Genomic DNA, 18,697 nt, shown 5'->3' with positions numbered 1-18,697 from the left:
GGATGGCGTGCGGTCGAGGATGCTCAACCCGACCACGTCCCCACCGGCGCCCGGGTCGGGCCTTCGGTTCGCGCAGGTGCGGGGATCCCGACCGGGCCACCGCTCGCGGTGAGGACGGTCGAGAGGGCACCGAGCACATCAGCGGTCTGATCCTCGGGACTGCCGGCAGTATGCGCGGCCACCGAGAAACCGGGGCCGAACGACGCCGACGCGACCTCTGGCGGTGCCGCATCCGACCACCCCCATTTGGTGCCCTGGACACCGGGTAACACAGCCGTTCCCCAGTTCTGTTCGGTACCGTCCGCGGCGCGGGGAGCCGCGGTCGCCATCCAGGTCAGAATCGGCGAGGCCGCGTCGGTGCGTTGTTTGGCATCGAGAAAGTCGGCCACATCGGCAGTACTGGTGGTGGAGCTGCCCCAATTCGCGCCCGGCCGGGTTTCCGCCAACCCGTATTCCATGGCGACGATCGCGATGGCCTGCGGATATTTCGCCTCCACCGCGTCAGCGGCGGCATCGTCGGAGAAGCGGATCATCCGCTCGCCCAGCGCGCGGTCGTCCGCCGAGCCGTCGCCGCGGCGCAGCGCGTAATCGGTGAGATAGAGCTTGGCCAGCGATAAGGCGCTGCGCACCTGATGCTCCTCGGCGGAACCCCAGTGCAGGCCACTCTGAGTCCGCACCGAGATGACCGTTCGAGACGCGGTGGATTCGCTCACCGCGGTGGGAGGTACCGGTGCGGGCACCGGGGCCGCGCTCGCGAGGGGCGGGGTGAGAGCGCAACATGCGACGAGAGTGGTGAGAGCGAGGGCACGACAGTCCATGTCATTCTCCCGGCGTCGGTGCGGGGCGCGGACGACCCGCGGACACTCGCGGCTTTCCCCGGGGCGCACGGCACAAACTTCGCGGGACGCAACGGCCGGCAACAGTCGGATCTCGTACCGGCCGCCGAAACGACCCGTGCCGGACACAATGATGTGACGCCCCGGGCTGCCGGTGGATGCCCGGGTGGGCGCCGCCGCGGTGCCGGCCACCCACTGCCGAACAGTTCCGAGGCGCCGCGAGCACTCATCGGCAAGCCCGGACTTCCCCGGTCGCGGGAACGTACTGCGAGCACCCGCCGGGTAAGTTGCCTTCGTGGCCGGGAATTGCAGCATCGAGCAGCAGAGCCGCCGACTATGCCCATAGATGTGCCGACCGCGACCGGGCTGGTGCTCCCGGAACAGGTGTTCAGCTGGTACGCAGCCGACACCCAGCGCTATCGGCACGCTGTCGGGCAGCGGGATCGGCAATCAGGAGTGCTGCCCACCTTCGCCATGACCGCGCCCGGAGCCTTCGGTGTCGCCTCCCCGGATTTCTATCACCGGCAGCCCCCGGAGATCCGCTTTCCCGGCATCCGATTGCATCTGACCACCCTGCTGCAGCAGGAGCAGGAACTATGGGTGCACGCCCCGATCGAGAAGTCGGGGATCGCCCGCTGCCACAGCCGGTTGCTGGAGATCGAAAACCAGGGTACCGCCGCCGTTCTGGTGCAGCGTACCGAGCTGGTCGGACCCGACGGCGCACTACTGGTATCCGGGGTCTCCCGGATCCACGCGCGCGGCGAGGGCACCGCCACCGGATCGGCCGCACGCCCGGCGGACGTACCCGTCCCGGCCCGGCCGGCAGACGCGGAGATCGTCGTGCGTACCGACGATCGACAGGCCGTGTGGTACCAGCGCTGCGGGAAGAAGAACTCGATGCACGACAATGTGCACACGGATGCCGCCTTCGCACGCGCGGCCGGTCTGGACGGGCCGATCATGCAGGGGATGTGCACCTACGGAATGGTCTGCACGGCGCTGGTCGATACCGTGCTCGATGCGGATATCGCACGGGTGCGCGCCTACTCCGGACGGTTCACCGGCATCGTGTTCCCCGGTGAATCACTGCGCACGCGGATCTGGACCGGCGACAGCGAACACCAGTACCACACCACAGTTCCCGAACGCGGGGACAGATCGGTGCTGATCGGTGTCTTGCGCGCCCGATGAGCACGACCCCTCAGCCAGAGAGCAGGAATGCGGCGATCTCCCGCGCCACGGCCTCGACGTTCTCGATGTGCAGATGGTGTCCGCCCGGGAGGGTGACCTGACGCAGCTTCGGGACGGTACCGATCCGAGCTGGGTAGTAGGGCTCGACAAGCGCGGTACGTTCGGCCGCCACCAGCAGTGTCGGTGCGGTGATCTCGGCCAGGAAGGCGAGGACCTGCGACTCGGCGAGAGTGGGGGTGATCCCCCGATTGAGCCGCACATCGTGGCGCCAGGAGAAGCCCTCCGCTGCCTCGATCAGATCTCGCTCCACCAGCAGTTCCGCCGTGTCGAGGAGAATATCGGCGAGCTGGACCCGCGTTTTCACCGCGTGCATCCGGCTGCGGTACACCGGGTGCCGGTCGCCACGGAGATAGGTGTCGAGATATCGGGCGATACCGGACACCGCGTGTTCCGGATCGGCGGACAGCGGTCCGATGGCGTCGATGAGCACCAGCCGATCGACCTTGTCCGGATGGATTCCGGCGACGAGCGAGGACACCGCACCGCCGAGCGAATGGCCGATCAGCCGGAACCGGTCCCAGCCCTGCGTATGCGCCAGTTCGAGTACACAAGCCGCGTAATCGAGGTAGCCGCAGGTGACCGACGGCACCGGATCGGACAGACCGTGGCCGGGTAGGTCGAGCGCGATCAGGTCGGCACCGGGGAGGTGTGCGGCCAGCGGATCGAAACCGGCGCAGTTGTCCAGGATGCCGTGCAGGCACAGCACAGGCAGTCCGCTACCGCCTCGGCTGCGCCGGCCACGCATGGTGATACCGGCTTTCGGTAGCGGGAAGGAGACCTCGTCCATCCCGGTCACCGGCGGTCGAGCCGTTCCAGCACCAGATCCGATAATTGCAGCACGCTCGGTCCCTTCATCAATTCCATGATCGTGACCTTGGTCGCCAGCTCCCGTTCCAACCAGGCGCTGATCTCCACCGCGAGCAAGGAATCCAGATAGTCCATCAGCGGCATGTTCTCGTCCAGCGTGTCGAGTGGGATACCCAGCACCGCGGCGAGCCGGGTCTTCAGCGCACCGCTCAGCAGTTCGGCGCGCTCACCCGCACCGCACGCGTCCAGCTGCTGGCGCAGCGAACCGCCCACGGCCGACGCCACCGTCCCGGAGGCGTGGGCGGCCAGCCGTTCGTAGCGCGGGTGGGTCTGCGGGGTGATGCCGTGGTGGCCGAAGAACTGCGGCCAATCCATCGGCAGAACCCCGACCTGCGCGGCGGTACCGGACCACAGTGTCGTCAGCGCCCGGTAGGCCGCGGCGGCGCTGAACCCACGCATCCCGGTCGCGGCGACGAAGCGGCCGATATCGTCGTGTCTGGCCACGTATCCGGCATCCGAGATCGCGCCCCAGTTGACCGAGAGCGCCACCTGGCCACGGGCCCGCCGCGTATGGGCCAACTGGTCGAGGAAAGCGTTGGCCACCGCGTAGTTGCCCTGCCCCCGGTTGCCCACCATCGATGTCGCCGACGAGAACAGCACGAAGGCCTCCAGCGGCAAGCCGGCGGTCAGCTCGTCCAGGTGCCGCGCGCCGAACGCCTTGGCCGCCAGCACCTTACGCACCCGTTCCGCATCCAGATCGGCCAGCAACGCGTCGTCCAGCACCATCGCGCAATGCAGCACCCCGCGCAGCGGCGGCAGCCGATCCGCGATGCGATCGAGTACCGCGGCCAGCTCGGCGCGAACAGAGACATCCGTTGCTTCGACCGCCACCTGGACGCCCTGTTCGCGCAGAGCGCCGACCCGCGCCGCCTGTTCCTCGCCACCGATTCCGGACCGGCCGAGCAGGACGAGGCTGCGCACGCCGGACGCGGCCAGCGCCTCCGCCATCGCGAGCCCGAAACCACCGAGACCGCCGGTGATCAGCCAGGTCCCGCCGAACGAGGGCGTCCGCGGCGGACGCACCACCGCGACCTCCCGTTCGTTCATCGCCAGGACCACCTTGCCCACATGCCGGGCGGCGGCCAGATGCCGGAAGGCCGCCTCGGTCTGCGCGGGATGAAAGACCCGATAGGGCAGCGGCCGCAGTTCCCCGGCAGCGAAGCGCGCCATCAATGTCCGGAACACCGTATTGGTCGCCTGCGGGCGGTCCACCAGCAGCTGTCGCAGATCGAAGGCGAAATAGGTGAGATTGCGCAGGAACGGACGCAACCCCATCCTGCGGTCCTGCAGCAGATCACGTTTGCCCAATTCGACAAAGCGCCCGTAGGGGGCCAGGCAGGCCAGGCTACGCGCGGCCCCTTCCCCGGCGATGGAGTTCAGCACCACATCCACGCCCGTGCCACCGGTAGCCGCGCGGATCCGGTCGGCGAAATCCAGTGACCGCGAATCGAACACCGCACGGACGCCGAGGGCGCGCAGCAGGTCACGTTTGGCGGGGCTACCGGCCGTCGCGAACACCTCGGCTCCGGCCGCGCGGGCGATCTGCACCGCGGCCAGGCCGGTGCCGCCGGTACCGGCGTGGATCAGGACCCGCTCCCCCGCGCCGATCCGCGCGAGTTCGTGTAGGGCGTACCAGGCGGTGAGGAAAACGATGGGAACCGATCCGGCCGCGTCGAAACCGAGTGTTTCCGGTTTCGGGACCACATGGGCCGCGGAGATAGTGAGATGGGTACCGAGGCTGCCCTGGGCGGGGCTGACCGCCACGACCGCCTCACCCACACGCAAATCGTCGACTCCACTGCCGACCCGGGTGATCACTCCCGCGCATTCGGCACCGAAACGCAGCTCGGTGGCCGATTCCAACGGTGGGATCTGGCCGAGCGCGGTCATCACATCCAGGAAATTCAAGCCCGCCGAGATTACCTCGATCTCGACCTCCCCGGCCGCGGGCGCGATACGGTCGCGCTGGTGGTAACACAGCGAATCCAACGCGCCGGGCGCTGCCGAGGTCAGTACGAAGCCGTGTTCCGTCGGCACCGTCGTCCCGGAGACGAGATCCGGGCGCGTCGTCCCGGATTCGAGTCGGCGGACGAACCGTTCACCGCCACGGACCAGGACTTCCCGTTCGCGGCCGTCGGCCGATATCTCCGCCAGGATCGCGTCGAGATCTCCGGGTGCGGGCTCGGAGTCCAGATCCACCGCGGTGAAACGCAACCGCGGCAGTTCCACGGCGACCACCGCGGCCAGACCCCACACCGCGGCGCCGGCGGGGTCGGTTTCCGCGCACCGGAACGCATGCGCTCCACGGGTCACCTCGACAATTCGCGGCCATTCTTCGCGATTGTCGCGGCAGACGCGGCGCAGGAGATCGAGGACGGCTCCGGTCGTCGCGATCAGCTCCTCCTCGAAGGGACCGCCTAGCCCACGACGCAGGTCGATGATCGCGTCGGGCGCCACCTCGTCGATATCGATATCGCCCGGTTCACGCACCACGATCGCGCGTCCGCCGTGCCGCTCCGATTCGCCGGCCAGTTCTTCGGCCAGTGGATCGCCGTCGGCGAGCACGAGCCAGGTGCCCAGCGGCTGCGCCGGGACCGAGCGGGCCGGCAGTAGCTGTTCGGCGGCCGTGCGGGCCACGATCACCGACTGTGATCCGGCGCCGCGGTGCGCCGGATCTCCGAGTGCGACCACGTCATCGAAGTCCAGTGACCGCAGCAGTTCTTCCCAACCCGCCGCCGCCAGCAGCGGGGTCTGGGGGCGCAACCGCTGGTCCCGGAACGACCACCAGCCTTCGGTGAGGCCGAAGGTCAGGTCCAGCCAGGGGTTACCCGGGGTGGCCTCCAGCAGCATGAGCATGCCGCCGGGTGCGAGCATGTCCTGCAGGAAGAGCAATGTCTTCTTGGCGTCGGCGGTCGCGTGTACCACATCGGAGGCGACCACGAGATCGAATGTCGCGGCGTCGATTCCCTGAGCAGCCGGATCGTGTTCGATGTCCAGCACCCGATAGTCCACGAAATCGTGCCCGGCGAAACGTTCCCGGGCCGAGGCGAGAAATGCCGGGGAGATATCGGTGAAGACGTATTCGCATCGGTCGGCGGGCAGCACGGGCAGCAGGCTCGCGGTGAGCCCGCCGGTGCCGCCACCGACTTCCAGCACGCGGATGGTGCGCCGCCGGTCGGCGGAATCGGCCAGGCGGCGCACCACCTCGCGACCCAGTACGTTGTAGAACCGGGCGATCGGCGAATTCTGATAGATCGCCTCGAGATCCACCAGGGATCCGTCGGCGAACAGCAATTCGAGGGGGTCGGCGGCACCGGTCAGTACCTCGTGCAGATGCGGGCCGGTTCGGCGCAGCAGCAGCAGTTCCCACGCACAGGCGGGATATGCGGCGAACAGCGCCGCCCACTGCGCCTCCGCGTCGTCCTCGGCCGCCGCGGCGAGCCGGTACTTCTCACCGTCCTCACCCAACATGCCGTAATCGACGAGCAGCCTCAGCAAGCCTTGCAGGGCGCGATGATATTTCGGGAGCAGGCCGACGAGCTCCGCCACCGTGAACTCGTCCGCGGGTCCGAACGCCTGCAGGCAGCGGGCCACATAGGTCGCACACAATCGGGCTATATCGCGCTGATACCCGGTGGCGTAGGCCGTGCTGTCGAATCGCTGTGACAGCAGCTCCGCCAGCGGGGCGATATCGGCGGCGACGGCGCCGGGATCCGCGGTGAACGCGCTGCGCTCGGGTGGGGCCACCAGACCGGCCGACTGCCATTCGAGGGTATAGAAATGCTCGTCGAGGCCGGCATCCGCGCGGTCGGTACGGGTACGCACCGCCTTACCGGACAACGAGGTGTATTCGGCGACCACGGCACCCGAATCGTCGAGCAGGTAGATATCGACGAGCAAGGTGTCGTCGTTCCTACGGGGCCGGGTGTAGCACCACACCGGCACTTCGACCCGGTTGTACACCCGGACTCGCTCGATACCGGTGGGCAGATAGCTGATCGGGAGCAGGCGGCCCGGATATTGCGGGACGGGATGCAGGATGGCGCTCTGGAAGCAGGCGTCGAGTACGGCGGGATGGAACAGATAGTTGTCGCCGCGGCGACGCAGCACCCGCGGGACCGTGATACGAGCGAGCGCCTCACCCCGTCCGATATCGATTCGATCGATACCGCAGAAGGCAGGCCCGTAGGCATAGCCGCACTCGGCGAACCGCCCGTACACATCGATGGCTTTCGCGGTTGCCGTGCACCGTTCGCGGATCGCGGCCAGGTCGAAGACCTCCGGGCACTCGGCGCCGGAGTCCAGGGCGTGGAAACGACCGCGGGCATTGCGCAACCAGGTGTCACCGCGCACCGAGCGCTGACCGAATTCGAAGGTCCCGTTCTCCGGGTCGAGTTCGAGGCGGCTGACCTGCGGTTCGTCCGAGAGCACACACGCGCGCTCGAATTCGACGAACTCCAGTGCGCACGATTGCCCTGTCGCCTCGGCCGCCGCGGCCAAGGCCGCCTCGATATAGGCCGCGCCCGGCACGATCACCGAACCGAACACATCGTGTTCCCGGACCCAGGACAGCCGGTGGTCGTCCCAGCTGATCTCCCAGGTCGGCCGGGCTCCGTCCACCGGTTTGAGCATCGGATGGCGCTGCCCGCCCGCCCGGTACCGCTGCGAGACCTCGCTCTCGTTCCAGAACGACTGCCGGATCCACGGATTCCCGGGCACCTCGATCACCGGGGCACCGGCCGGATAGCGGCGCTGCCAATCCACTGCGTGACCGCCGGTGTAGAGCCGGGCGAAGGTGTCGAGGAATACCGCCCAGTCGTCCTTCTTCCGCAGGAGCGACGGCACGACGACGGCGTCGGCGGAGATCTCGGTGACCGAGTTGGCCAGTACCGGATGCGGGCTCAGCTCGATGAACGTGTCGTAGCCGGCTGCCAGCATTGCCCGGATCGCCGATTCGAACAGCACCGGTTGCCGGAAATTGCGCCACCAGTATTCGGTGCCGAGTTCCGAACCTTCGATACGGGCGCCGGTGAGCGTCGAATACAGCGGGATATCGGTATCGGAATGCGCGATCTCCCCGAGCGCTTCGAGGAGCTCTTCCCGCAGCGGGTCCATATCGCGGCTGTGGCAGGCACAGTTCACCCGAAGCAGGCGAGCGAAGATCCCACGGTCGGCCAGATCGGTGGCCAATGCCTCGAGTACCGGGCGTCGCCCGGACAGAGTGCTCGCTTTCGGGCTGTTCAAGGCGGATACCCACACATCGTCGGGATGCCGCGCGGCCAGTTCCTCGGCCTGTGTCTCGGAAACCGCGACGAACATCATGCCGCCGGTCGGGTCCGCCTCGTCCTGGATCCGCGCCCGGTGACAGATGACCTTCAGCGCCTCGGACAGGCTCAGCGCCCCCGAGACGTGCGCGGCGGCGATCTCACCCATGCTGTGCCCGACCACAGCGTCCGGCTCGATACCCCGGGACCGCCACAGCGCGGCGAGCGCCACCTGGAGTGCGAACATGGTCGGCTGCAGGTAGCGGGTCTCCCCGATGCGCGACGATTCCTCGTCGGCGGTGAGCGCCTCGTGAATCGACCAATCAATGTACTGCCGAGCGACTCGGTCGCATTCGACGATCTTGTCCCGGTACACCTCGGAGGTTTCCAGCAGGGTGCGCCCCATGGCGTACCACTGTGGTCCCTGCCCGTTGAAGACGAACGCGATCTTCCCGCTGCCGCCGCGGCGGGCCTGCCCGGTGACCACCAGGCCCGCGCGCAGTTTCGCCGCGGCCTCCGCTGTATCGCCGGCGACGACGGCCCGGCGGAACTCGTGGTGGCCGCGCCGCAGCGCTGAGGCCGCACTGTAGGAGGCCAGATCACCGGCCTCGTCGAGAGCCGCCGCGTGCCGCGCACCCAGTTCGTCGAGAGCCGCCGCGCTGCGCGCGCTGAAGGTGAGTACGGTCGGCGCCGGGGCGGATTCGGGTCCGCCGGGTTCAGCAGCGGGCTCGGGTTCCATGATCGCTTCGCCCAGGACGACATTTGCGTTCGTACCGCCGAAACCGAAGGAGTTGACGCTGGCGTAGGCCACCGCATGCCCGGTGGGCCACTGCTGTCCGGTCGCGGCCACCGCGATGGGCAGCGTTTCGAAATCGATATCCGGGTTGCCCTCGCGGTAGTGCAGGCTCGGCGGCACTCGCCGATACCGCACACACAGGGCGGCCTTGATCAACCCGGCGATGCCCGCGGCGGCCTCGAGGTGACCGATATTCGTCTTGATCGACCCCAACAGCGCGGCACGGCCCGGTTCCCGTCCGGCACTCAAGACCCGGCCGAGCGCGTTCGCCTCGATCGGGTCGCCCACCGGTGTACCGGTCCCGTGCGCCTCCACGTAGCCGATCTCGGCGGGCGCCACCCCCGCCGCCGCGAGCGCGGCGCGGAAGTTGGCCTGCTGCGATTCGCCACTGGGCACCGTGATGCCCTGGGTGCGACCGTCCTGGTTGACGGCGCTGCCGTGGACCAGTGCGTAGATCCGGTCGCCGGCGGCGCGGGCGGCACTGAGCGGTTTCAGCAGCACCAGCCCGACCCCTTCGCCGCGGACATAGCCGTCGGCCGCGGCGTCGAACGCCCGGGACCGGCCGCCCGGGGACAGCATGGCGGCCTGGCTCAGCGCGATACCGAACTGTGGTGTCAGCATCAGGTTCACGCCACCGGCCAGGGCCAGCTCGCTCTCCCCGCGGCGCAGGCTCTCCACGGCCAGGTGCACGGCGACCAGCGAGGACGAGCACGCCGTATCGATGGTCATACTCGGCCCGCGCAGATCGAATGTGTAGGAAAGCCGATTGGAGACGATGCTCATGAAGGTGCCGGTCGCCGAATGCGGCCCGAGCCCCTCCACTTCACTCGGCGCGGACTGAAGCGCACCGTAGTCCTGGCTGCACGCACCGATGAACACACCGGTCCGAGTTCCTGCGCAGGCGCCGGGCACGATACCCGCGTCCTCGAAGGTCTCCCAGGTCACTTCCAGCAGCTGTCGCTGCTGCGGGTCCATCTGTTCGGCGATACGTCCCGAGATTCCGAAGAAGGCCGCGTCGAAGGTGTCGACCTCGTCGAGGTAGCCGCCGTGGCGCGCGCTGATCCGGCCCGGCTGCTGCGGTTTCGGTGAATAGAACCGGTCGACATCCCAGCGGTCTTCGGGTGTGGGCGTGATCGCGTCCACACCCTGTTCCAGGAGATCCCACAGTTCCCCGGGTCCGGAGACGCCGCCGGGTAGCCGGCACCCGATCCCGATGATGGCCACAGGCTCGCTACCGCTGTAGTTCATTGCTGCTCCAGATATTTGAAGGCGGCGAGCACCTGCGCCGTGGTGTAGACGTCCTGAGTGGCACGAAACGCGCTGTAGCTCTCGGTCTCCGGGTAGGGGTACCTGCCGCCGAACCAGGAGCCGTCGTCGCGCCGCCGGTCCAGTAGCCAGTCCACCGCGCGCCGCACCGGAGGTTCGCCGACTCCCATTCCGGTATGGGCGAGTGTCATCAGCGCGAGCGCGGTCTGTAATTCGGGCGCCGACGGCTCACCTCGGAACCCGGCGACCTCGGAGAACCAGCTGCCGTCCGGCCGTTGCTGTTTCAATACGAAATCACGCGCTCGGGCCGCGGCAGCGTAGTTGCCGAACTGCACGAGGGCCGCAACCGCGGGGCGCATCAGGTAGTAGTGCGTGCAGTAGTAGTACCAGTTGATTCCGAAATGACCTTCGTCATCCTGCCTACCGGCGAGATAATCGAGGGCTTCGTCGAGACGGTCCGGGTCGACCCCGGCCTCGTCCAGTGCACACAGGGCAAACCCGGTAACCGAGGACTCCAGTTGAAAAGCCCGCGGGATATGACTGTGTACTTCCGCCCACGGACCCTCTGGTAGTTGCCTGCTCCGCAGGAATTCCGCTTTCCGGCGGGCCTCCGCACCGGATCCGAGGAGCGCGAGCGATGAGATGTACTCGCTACTGGTTTCCGTACAGTACTCGGCGGGTCCGATCTCGGCCGCGCCCCAGCTGAGCATACCGGTCGGCCTCTCGCGACCGGCCAGGAAGGCGAGTACCCGGTCGGTTACGGAGTCGAATTCAGCGGGTAACTCTCTGTGCCACAGCGCGATAGCCTTCAGCGCGTTGACCGAGTCCCACTCCTGGAACACCACGATCGAGGGGTCCTCCGCGATCGATCCGTCGGGCTGCTGGGCCGCGCGGAAATACTCGCAGGCATCCGCTACCACCTGATGAACCGATAGCGAACGGCTTTCGAAATGAGCGGAAAGCATGTCGGCTAACGCCGAGTGTTTTCCGGGAGAGTACCGCGACCAAAAGTATTTCGATTGTTCACATTCGCTCCGCGCACCACCGGGGACATTCATACGGCGAAGAGACGCCGACACCGGCGAAGCTAACACAACGCAACCACCCATACGAACCCCCAGCATTGGGAAAGTGCAAACTTGCATCAGCACGCGCAAAAGGACATGGAGAAGCCGTTCCGCGCCCCGACAACCCCCTGTGATCCATGTCGGGATTGCCCCATTCCCGGCTTTCGAGCTACCGTTTGCGGCACCGCATTCGGTGCGGTACGTTCCCGCCTGCCGGAGGCGCTGTTCCGGTGGATTCGGAGTCATGAAATGAACCGTGGAGATCTCGCACCGCTGCGCTGGGTCGATGTCACGACAGTGGGCGATCTACTGGATCGGCGGGCCCACGAACATCCCGATCGCGCCGCGCTGGTCTTCCCGGATGTCGAAGTGACCTATGCGCAGCTCTCGGCCCGAGCCGACCTACTCGCCCGCGGACTACTCGCCATCGGCGTGACGGCCGGCGATACGGTCGGCATCCTGCTGCCCAACTGCCCCGATTCCATTGCTGCGCTTTTCGCGGTGACACGGCTCGGCGCGCTGCCGGTTCCGATCAACAGCCGGTTCAAGGAACACGAACTCGCCCAGGTGGTGAACCACTCCCGAATGCGGCTACTGTTCGTGCATTCCGACACGCCGGTTCCCGATACGGTTCGGCAGCAGGCCGCACGGCTACGCGAGGTGGTCCGGTTGGGACCGGGCGAGCCGTCCTCCGGTATCCGCAGTGAATGCGACTTCCTCGACGCCGCAACGGAACTGGATCCCGCGGTGCTCTACGAGCGCAGCCGCTACGTCCGCGTCCGTGATACCGCGGTGGTCATGTACACCTCCGGCACCTCCGCCAGCCCGAAGGGCGCCATGATCAGCCACGAGGCGCTGATCCGGTTCGCGGCGGGCGCGGCGCACACTCGTCTCGGACTCGACGCGAACGACCGCGTGTGGACTCCGCTCCCCCTGTTCCACATCGGTGCGGTCGCTTTCGCGATCGCCAGCATCTATGCGGGCTGCACCTATTGCCACGTCGGCTTCTTCCGGCCCGATACCGCGCTCGATCAGCTCGAATCGCAACGCGCCACGGTCGCTCTGCCCGGTTTCGAGACGGTCTGGCTGCCGGTGCTGAACCATCCGGATTTCGCCACCCGCGAGCTGTCGGCGCTGCGCCTGGTGATGACGGTCGGTGTCCCGGAGCGCGTCCGCGAGATGGCGAACCGGCTGCCGCACGCGGTACAGGTCTCTTGTTTCGGCATGACCGAGGCCTCGTCCTTCCTCTCGCTGAGCGAACAGAGCGATACCCAGGAGCAGCGGACCACCACCGGCGGCAGGCCGCTGCCCGGTATGGAATGCCGGGTCGTCGATCCCGAGACCGGGCTCGATCTACCGCCCGGTTCCGAAGGCGAACTGCTGTTCCGTGGGACCAATTGTTTCGACGGCTACCTGCACGATCCGGAACTCACCGCACGGTGCTTCGACGAGCAGGGCTGGTTTCACACGGGTGATGTGGCGGTCATGGATGCCGAGGGCCGGGTCACCTTCGTGAGCCGCCTCAAGGACATGCTCAAAGTGGGAGGGGAGAACGTCTCCGCGGTCGAGGTGGAGGACTTCCTGCTTCGTCATCCCGCTGTTCATATCGTGCAGGTGGTAGCCGCGCCGGATTCCTACTACGTCGAGGTGCCGGCCGCCTTCATCGAACTGGCCCCGGGCGCGACGGTGACCGAACAGGAGATCATCGACTACTGCCTCGGCAGTATCGCGACCTATCGGGCACCCCGCTACGTCCGGTTCGTCGACGAATGGCCGATGTCCGGCACCAAGATCAAGAAATACGTACTGCGCGAACGTATCCGGGACGAGCTCGCCGCACGCGGGATCGAACGGGCCCCGAAACTGCGCGCACCGCAGGAGACCTGATGAGCGGCGAACTACGCACGATCGCCCGGTTGTACCGGAACTCGCTACGACTGCGCACCTCCACTGTTATGGGAGATCCGGTCGCCTCGATCCTGAACCTGCCCCGGGGGGCCGACGGACACACCCACTACGAGCGGATCCGGTCCGGCGGAGATCTGGTCCGCGGGCGCAGCGGCCTGTGTATGTCGGCCTCGCACGCCGTATGCAACGAGCTGCTGCGCGACAACCGGTTCAAGGTCGCGCCCACCTCCGCCGTCCGGTTGAAACTGCGCCCCCTGCCCGAGCAGCGGACCGATTTTCTGGTGCATCCGCTCGACGACTCTCTGGCCTCGGCGAACCCACCTGAACACACCGCATTACGCAGACTTGTCGCCCCGCTCTTCGGCGCTGCGCAGATGCGGGCGCGTCGCTCATTCGTCGAAGAACTGGTCGAGCGGCAACTGGACGCGCTCGACAGCACCGAACCGGTCGACCTCATCGACGCCTTCGCCCTGCGCATCCCGAGTCTGGTCATCGCCGAACTGCTCGGCCTCCCGGCCACCGACCACGATCATTTCGCCCGCTGGGGAATCGAATTCGGCGCGACCGTCGACGGAGCACGCGGTGCGCGCGAACGCCGCCGCACCCAGGTGCTGCTGGCCGAGCTCACCGACTATTTCGCGGCAGCGGTCGCAGCTCGCCGCGCCGCGCCCGGCCCCGACCTGATCACCGCGCTCACCGCCGCGGTCGACGAGGGCGCTATGACCGAGGCCGGTCTGGTGTCCACCTGTCAGGCACTACTCATCGGCGGTTTCGTCACCACCGCCAATATCATCGGCAATGCGGTGATCGCGCTGTCGGAGAACCCCGATCAGCACGAACTGCTAGCCGCCGACCCCGATCTGGCGGGCGCCGTCGTGGAGGAAACACTGCGGTGGGAAGCACCCGCCCAGTACAGCGTCCGAGTGGTCGGCGAACCTCTCGAACTGGCCGGTCGGCAGCTGCCCCGGGGCACCCCGGTGGTGGCCCTGCTGGCTGCCGCCAACCGCGATCCGGCGGTGTTCGACGAACCTGGCCGTTTCGATATCACCCGACCGAACGCCCGGGAGCATCTGTCTTTCGCAGCAGGTGTCCACTACTGCCTGGGCGCGGGACTGGCCCGGATGGAGGGCGAGATCGCGCTGCGCGCCCTCTACCACCGTTTCCCGCGAGTACATGCGGTGGGCAGACCCGCGTACTGCCCGTCGCGGGTTATCCGCGGGCCCCGCCACCTGCTGGTCAGCACAGGCCGCTGAAGCCTGGCACCCCACCTACGCCAGGCACCCGCCCGGCCATCGGCGACATTTGACCCACCGGCCGCGGCATCAAGCCGGATGACCGGGCCGCATCGCGGCGACATGGTGGAAACGGAGCACCGCCGGAGCATCCGCCGGTGCCTCGCCGTCCACCGGTGCGAGCAGGAAGCCGACGTGATCACCGAAGTCGTATCGGGTGAGGATACGACCGGAGAACCAGGCCACGGCATCGATCAGCACGGGGACCCCGTGCGGTCCCGGCCGCCACCGGCACCGGTCGAACTTGTCGATCTCGTCGCCGGTTTCGGCCCCGAACAACTCGGCGAGGCCGGTATTCTTCGCACTCACCAGATGGACGGCCATGAACTCTGCCCGTGGCGCGACCCGATAGGTGTGGTTCGCTTTCGACAGGCAGACCAAGAACCGGGCGGGATCGATCCCGGTCTGGGACGCGAACCCGACCAAGCAGCCCGAACGCTCATCGTCCGCGGCGACGGTGACCAGGTAGACAGGCGCGTCGGCAGCGGCCGCCAGGTCGTCGAGGACGTAGGACTCGGATTCCGAGTTCGCCAGCATGCGCCCTGTATATCAGGCCCGGTCGCCCGCGCGGCAAGCCCCGTCGCCACCGCGTGTGCACGCGCACCTGGTTGATCAAGTCCCGAGCGCGGGCCATGGCCTGGTTGCGTGCGGGGGTCGGAACCGAACCGGTGGACACCTGGTGAAGCCGGTCCGATCGCCGTAATTCAGGCGGCCGTGGTGATCGAATCGGCGTCCTCGGGTTCGGCCAGCGCCTGTTCGCGCAGTGTCCGCAATGTTTTGGCGAGGATCCGCGACACCTGCATCTGCGAGATATCGAGCCGTTCGGCGATCTCGACCTGGGTCATGTTCGCGAAGTACCGCCACACCAGGATCTGCCGTTCCCGCTGCGGCAGTTCCGCGATCAGCGGACGCATCGTCATGGCGTCCTCGAGCAATCGGTAGCAGGGGTCCTCCCCGCCCAGCCGGGCCAGTACCGCCGGTGGCGAGGTCTCGTTGTCCTGATCGTCGGTGCCCGCGTCCAGCGACTTGCTGGTGTGGGCGTTACCGGCGATGAGCGCACGGGTGACATCGGTGAGGTCGGCACCGAGCTCGGTCGCGATCTCCCGTGCGGTGGGCATTCGGCCGAGCCGCTGATACAGGGTTTCGGTGGCCGGGCCGATCCGCTGATGCAGTTCCTTGGTCCCCCGCGGCACCCGCACCGCCCAGGTGTGATCGCGGAAGTGGCGACGCACCTCGCCCATGATGGTCGGGATGGCGAAGGACAGGAAAGAACTGCCCCGTTCCTGATCGAAGCGGTCGACCGCCTGCACCAGGCCGAGCCGGGAGATCTGGAGCAGATCGTCGAACGATTCGCCGCGGCCGGCGAAACGCCGCGCGATATGTTCGGCCAGCGGCAGGCAGCGATGCACGATCTGCTCGCGCAATGCGCGCCGACGCGGGTCCTCGGGCGCCAGCGCCCCGAGGTCGGCGAACAGCGGTTCGATGTTGTCGTAGCTGTCACCGTCTCCGGGCGCATGGCCGGTGCGCGCCGGCCGGTCCGCCGGGCGGTGGTCGGTCATGGGTTCGGTCGTTTCGTTCACCGGAGGCTCCTCGGGTTTTCCCCATCGTCTCGTTACACCCGGGATACCCGCATCGCACGGTAATCGAAACGTGATCTGAAAATCTCGCGAGTGCGAATCGCGCCACAGGGGGACGCCGGCGCTGCCACCTGCCCCGCAGCCCCGCATGTTTCGGACGCGCGAAAACGGTCATGCGTCCCGTGGCGGGCGCCGAGGACTCCGGTGACGAGGCGGCGGCGGCCCGGCGCAATAACGACCGTGAACAGGCGGGGGCACACCGTACGGGTGCGCCCCCGCCGCGCACTCACCGTCCCGGTGGTGCGACCGTGGTCGTGCAGAAGCCCTGGCACCCGCCCGGGGTCGGCGTCACCTCCGCCGGATCACTGCCGAAATCCGCTGTGCTCACCAGGATCATCACCAGGATCGCACCCCCGATCACCAGGCCGAAGATGATCAGCGTGGGCCACAACCAGGTGCGCATCGGTTGCTCCTCGGTCAGCGGGACCACGGGAACCGCCGTGCCCGCGGGGTTGAGCGCATCCTCGGGATCCAGCGGACTCGCCGGATTCACCGGGCTCGTCGGATCGAGCGGATCCGCCGGATTGAACGGGCTCACCGAACTCGGCGCGGCACTCTCGTCTTCGGCCTTCACACACCACCTCCAGGGGTCTCACCGGCCGAATACCCCGAATTCCACTCCGCTCACGGGCAGAATCCGCCGGGAGCGTCACCTCTGCGCTCAGCCCGGTTCGCAGGCTAGTGCCTCGTCAAGCAACGTTGGATAGGTAATCGGGGCGCCGGATTGTGGAGTTGACGGCGAAGTCTCGTTTGGGTCGGGCGTGCTGGTTGTGCCAGCGGATGTAGGCGCCGATCGCGGCGTCTTGTTCGTTGTGGCTGCGGTGGTCGGTGCCGTTGAGGGCGAAGTACCGCAACGCGGCGAATTCCGATTCGATCCAGTTCAGCCAGGACGAATAGGTCGGCAGGAACACCAACTCCACGTTGTTGGCCGCGGCCCAGTCCCGAACTTCGGCCCGTTTGTGCGGGGAGAAGTTGTCGGCGATGACGTACAGCTTCTCGCCGGGCCAGCGGGCCCGCAGTGTTTTCAGGAAGGCCAGAAACTCGATCCATCGTTTGCGGTCCCGGATCCGGTAGTGAATACGGCCGGTGGCCAGGTCCAACGCCCCGAGTAGATGCCGCACTCCGTGGTCGCGGTGGTAGGTCGCCCGCAGCCGGCGCGGCTTGCGGGCCGGGAACCAGCCGCGCCCGGGGCGGGGTTGCAGGTTCAACGGCCCGAACTCGTCGACACAGATCACTCGCCCGTCGGCGGGTGGGTGGTCGTAGAGGTCCAGGATGCGGTTCATCTTGGTGGTGAAGTCGGGGTCGGTGCCTGCTTTCCAGGTCTTGGTGGCCTGCCAGGACACGCCCTGCTCGCGCAGGATCGTGCGTAAGGTTTCGCGGCTGATATCAGCGATTTTGCTGGTGGCCAGCATGTCTCGGAGTTTCGACAGGCTCCACGTCGAGAACGGATAGCCGAGGTCGCGGGGGCAGCACCGGGCGATGCAGGCGATACGTTCACGCGTCGCCCGATCGGTCTTCGGCGGTCTGCCCCCGCTCCATTTTGGGTCCAATGCTTCGAACCCCCGTTCGTTGAAGTCGTGGATCACTTGCCGCACATAGGCTTCCGAGACCTGCATCAGCCTCGCTATCGCCGGAACGGGTTGATGTTGCGCTGAGGCCATCACCACGATCGCGCGTCGGGTCCTGATCGGCTGTTTGCTGGTTTTGGTGATCTTCTGCAGTCGGCGTCCCTCTTCCGGAGACACCTCCCGCACGAATACTTCTGGTTTCCGGGCCATCGACACCACCTCCACGGGCAGCATCGCCGTCGGCAAGCACACGATCAAACCGACACCCCGGAATACCGGCGCAACCTATCTGGACGAGGCACTAGGACGAGATGTAGATACTCCAGTCCGGATAACCCCACCGACCGTTGCGCTCGCCGTGCTCGATACCGCCGCCATAGGTCCCGCGGCAGCCGATACCGTTCCAGAGTTTGACCTTCCGGTCGGTGAGATTGCGGACCGACGCCCGGCCGATCACGCCCACGGCACTGAGATCGATACAGCCGCTGGGGTTGTCGATGACCTTGTGCACCCGGCTCCCGTCGACCGTCCACCGCAGCGCGACCTGCCCGGTCGCGGCATGCGCGGTATTGCCCACGGCCGAGGTCGTCACCACCGCGAACACCACCGCACCCAGAGCCAGCACAGAACGACGCATGCAAGAACCTTCCTGTCAGGGAGGACACCACACTCGTAAACCGATCGGGCGCCGACCATTACAGTCGAACCGCCCCGTGGTCTACCGCCGACGCGCCGGTGTCCCCTGCCGGAAAAAGCGCGCGCACTGTGTTTTCGGGCCGGGCACGGACGGGGGCCTCCGGAAGATTATTGGCCGGTAGGCCATCTGACCAGCAAGTATCGGTCTACGTGCGGACCGGGTCGATCGTCGCCCCGCGCAGGCGCGGCGAGCGGTCCGGCAATGACCCTTGCCGGCCCCACGCGACCGGCTCCCGGAGCGCGGGCGGA

General features: G+C 67.3%; 12 protein-coding genes. 3 read left to right on the top strand and 9 right to left on the bottom strand.

Features of this window, described 5'->3' with window-relative positions; all coding sequences use genetic code 11:
• Positions 1-23: 23 nt before the first annotated feature.
• Positions 24-677, bottom strand: coding sequence for a hypothetical protein (locus OG405_RS07465; protein ID WP_327150883.1), 654 nt, complete (start codon positions 675-677; stop codon positions 24-26).
• A gap of 507 nt (positions 678-1,184) precedes the next feature.
• Here OG405_RS07465 and OG405_RS07460 point away from each other — a divergent pair.
• Positions 1,185-2,027 carry a MaoC/PaaZ C-terminal domain-containing protein gene (locus tag OG405_RS07460; protein ID WP_327150882.1) on the top strand — a complete coding sequence of 281 codons (843 nt, stop codon included), beginning with the start codon at positions 1,185-1,187 and terminating at the stop codon, positions 2,025-2,027.
• Between the two features lie 10 nt (positions 2,028-2,037).
• Here OG405_RS07460 and OG405_RS07455 read toward each other — a convergent pair whose 3' ends face one another.
• Genes OG405_RS07455 through OG405_RS07445 form a run of 3 tightly spaced genes read right to left on the bottom strand, consistent with a single transcriptional unit; the run spans position 2,038 to position 11,200 of the window.
• Positions 2,038-2,874: an alpha/beta fold hydrolase gene (locus OG405_RS07455; RefSeq protein ID WP_327150881.1), complete on the bottom strand. Its 837-nt coding sequence runs from the start codon at positions 2,872-2,874 to the stop codon at positions 2,038-2,040.
• A 5-nt stretch (positions 2,875-2,879) separates the two neighbouring features.
• On the bottom strand, positions 2,880-10,262 hold the full coding sequence (locus tag OG405_RS07450; RefSeq protein WP_327150880.1) for an SDR family NAD(P)-dependent oxidoreductase: 7,383 nt from the start codon (positions 10,260-10,262) through the stop codon (positions 2,880-2,882).
• A complete protein-coding gene (locus OG405_RS07445; RefSeq protein WP_327150879.1) occupies positions 10,259-11,200 on the bottom strand; it encodes a prenyltransferase/squalene oxidase repeat-containing protein in 942 nt (313 codons plus the stop codon). Before OG405_RS07445 ends, OG405_RS07450 begins: the two co-directional genes overlap by 4 nt.
• Before the next feature lie 396 nt (positions 11,201-11,596).
• On the opposite strand from OG405_RS07445, the gene OG405_RS07440 reads away from it, so the two are divergent.
• Positions 11,597-13,234, top strand: coding sequence for a class I adenylate-forming enzyme family protein (locus tag OG405_RS07440; protein ID WP_327150878.1), 1,638 nt, complete (start codon positions 11,597-11,599; stop codon positions 13,232-13,234).
• Positions 13,234-14,508 (top strand): cytochrome P450, encoded by a 1,275-nt coding sequence (locus OG405_RS07435; RefSeq protein ID WP_327150877.1) that lies wholly within the window; start codon positions 13,234-13,236, stop codon positions 14,506-14,508. The genes OG405_RS07440 and OG405_RS07435 overlap by 1 nt, the downstream gene beginning before the upstream one ends.
• A gap of 69 nt (positions 14,509-14,577) precedes the next feature.
• Here OG405_RS07435 and OG405_RS07430 read toward each other — a convergent pair whose 3' ends face one another.
• The 5 genes from OG405_RS07430 to OG405_RS07410 all read right to left on the bottom strand — a co-directional run bounded on the left by OG405_RS07430 (position 14,578) and on the right by OG405_RS07410 (position 18,389).
• A complete protein-coding gene (locus OG405_RS07430) occupies positions 14,578-15,084 on the bottom strand; it encodes a flavin reductase family protein (protein WP_327150876.1) in 507 nt (168 codons plus the stop codon).
• A 167-nt stretch (positions 15,085-15,251) separates the two neighbouring features.
• Entirely contained in the window at positions 15,252-16,106 is an 855-nt protein-coding gene (locus OG405_RS07425) for an RNA polymerase sigma factor SigF (RefSeq protein WP_327152260.1), read from the bottom strand.
• A gap of 304 nt (positions 16,107-16,410) precedes the next feature.
• Positions 16,411-16,758: a hypothetical protein gene (locus tag OG405_RS07420; RefSeq protein ID WP_327150875.1), complete on the bottom strand. Its 348-nt coding sequence runs from the start codon at positions 16,756-16,758 to the stop codon at positions 16,411-16,413.
• Positions 16,759-16,873: 115 nt separating this feature from the next.
• On the bottom strand, positions 16,874-17,962 hold the full coding sequence (locus OG405_RS07415) for an IS630 family transposase (protein ID WP_327150874.1): 1,089 nt from the start codon (positions 17,960-17,962) through the stop codon (positions 16,874-16,876).
• Between the two features lie 91 nt (positions 17,963-18,053).
• Positions 18,054-18,389: a hypothetical protein gene (locus OG405_RS07410; RefSeq protein WP_327150873.1), complete on the bottom strand. Its 336-nt coding sequence runs from the start codon at positions 18,387-18,389 to the stop codon at positions 18,054-18,056.
• Positions 18,390-18,697 lie beyond the last annotated feature (308 nt).

The sequence above is a fragment of the Nocardia sp. NBC_01329 genome, from assembly GCF_035956715.1.
Classification (GTDB): Bacteria; Actinomycetota; Actinomycetes; order Mycobacteriales; family Mycobacteriaceae; genus Nocardia.
This window is presented reverse-complemented; position numbering and strand designations above follow the sequence as displayed.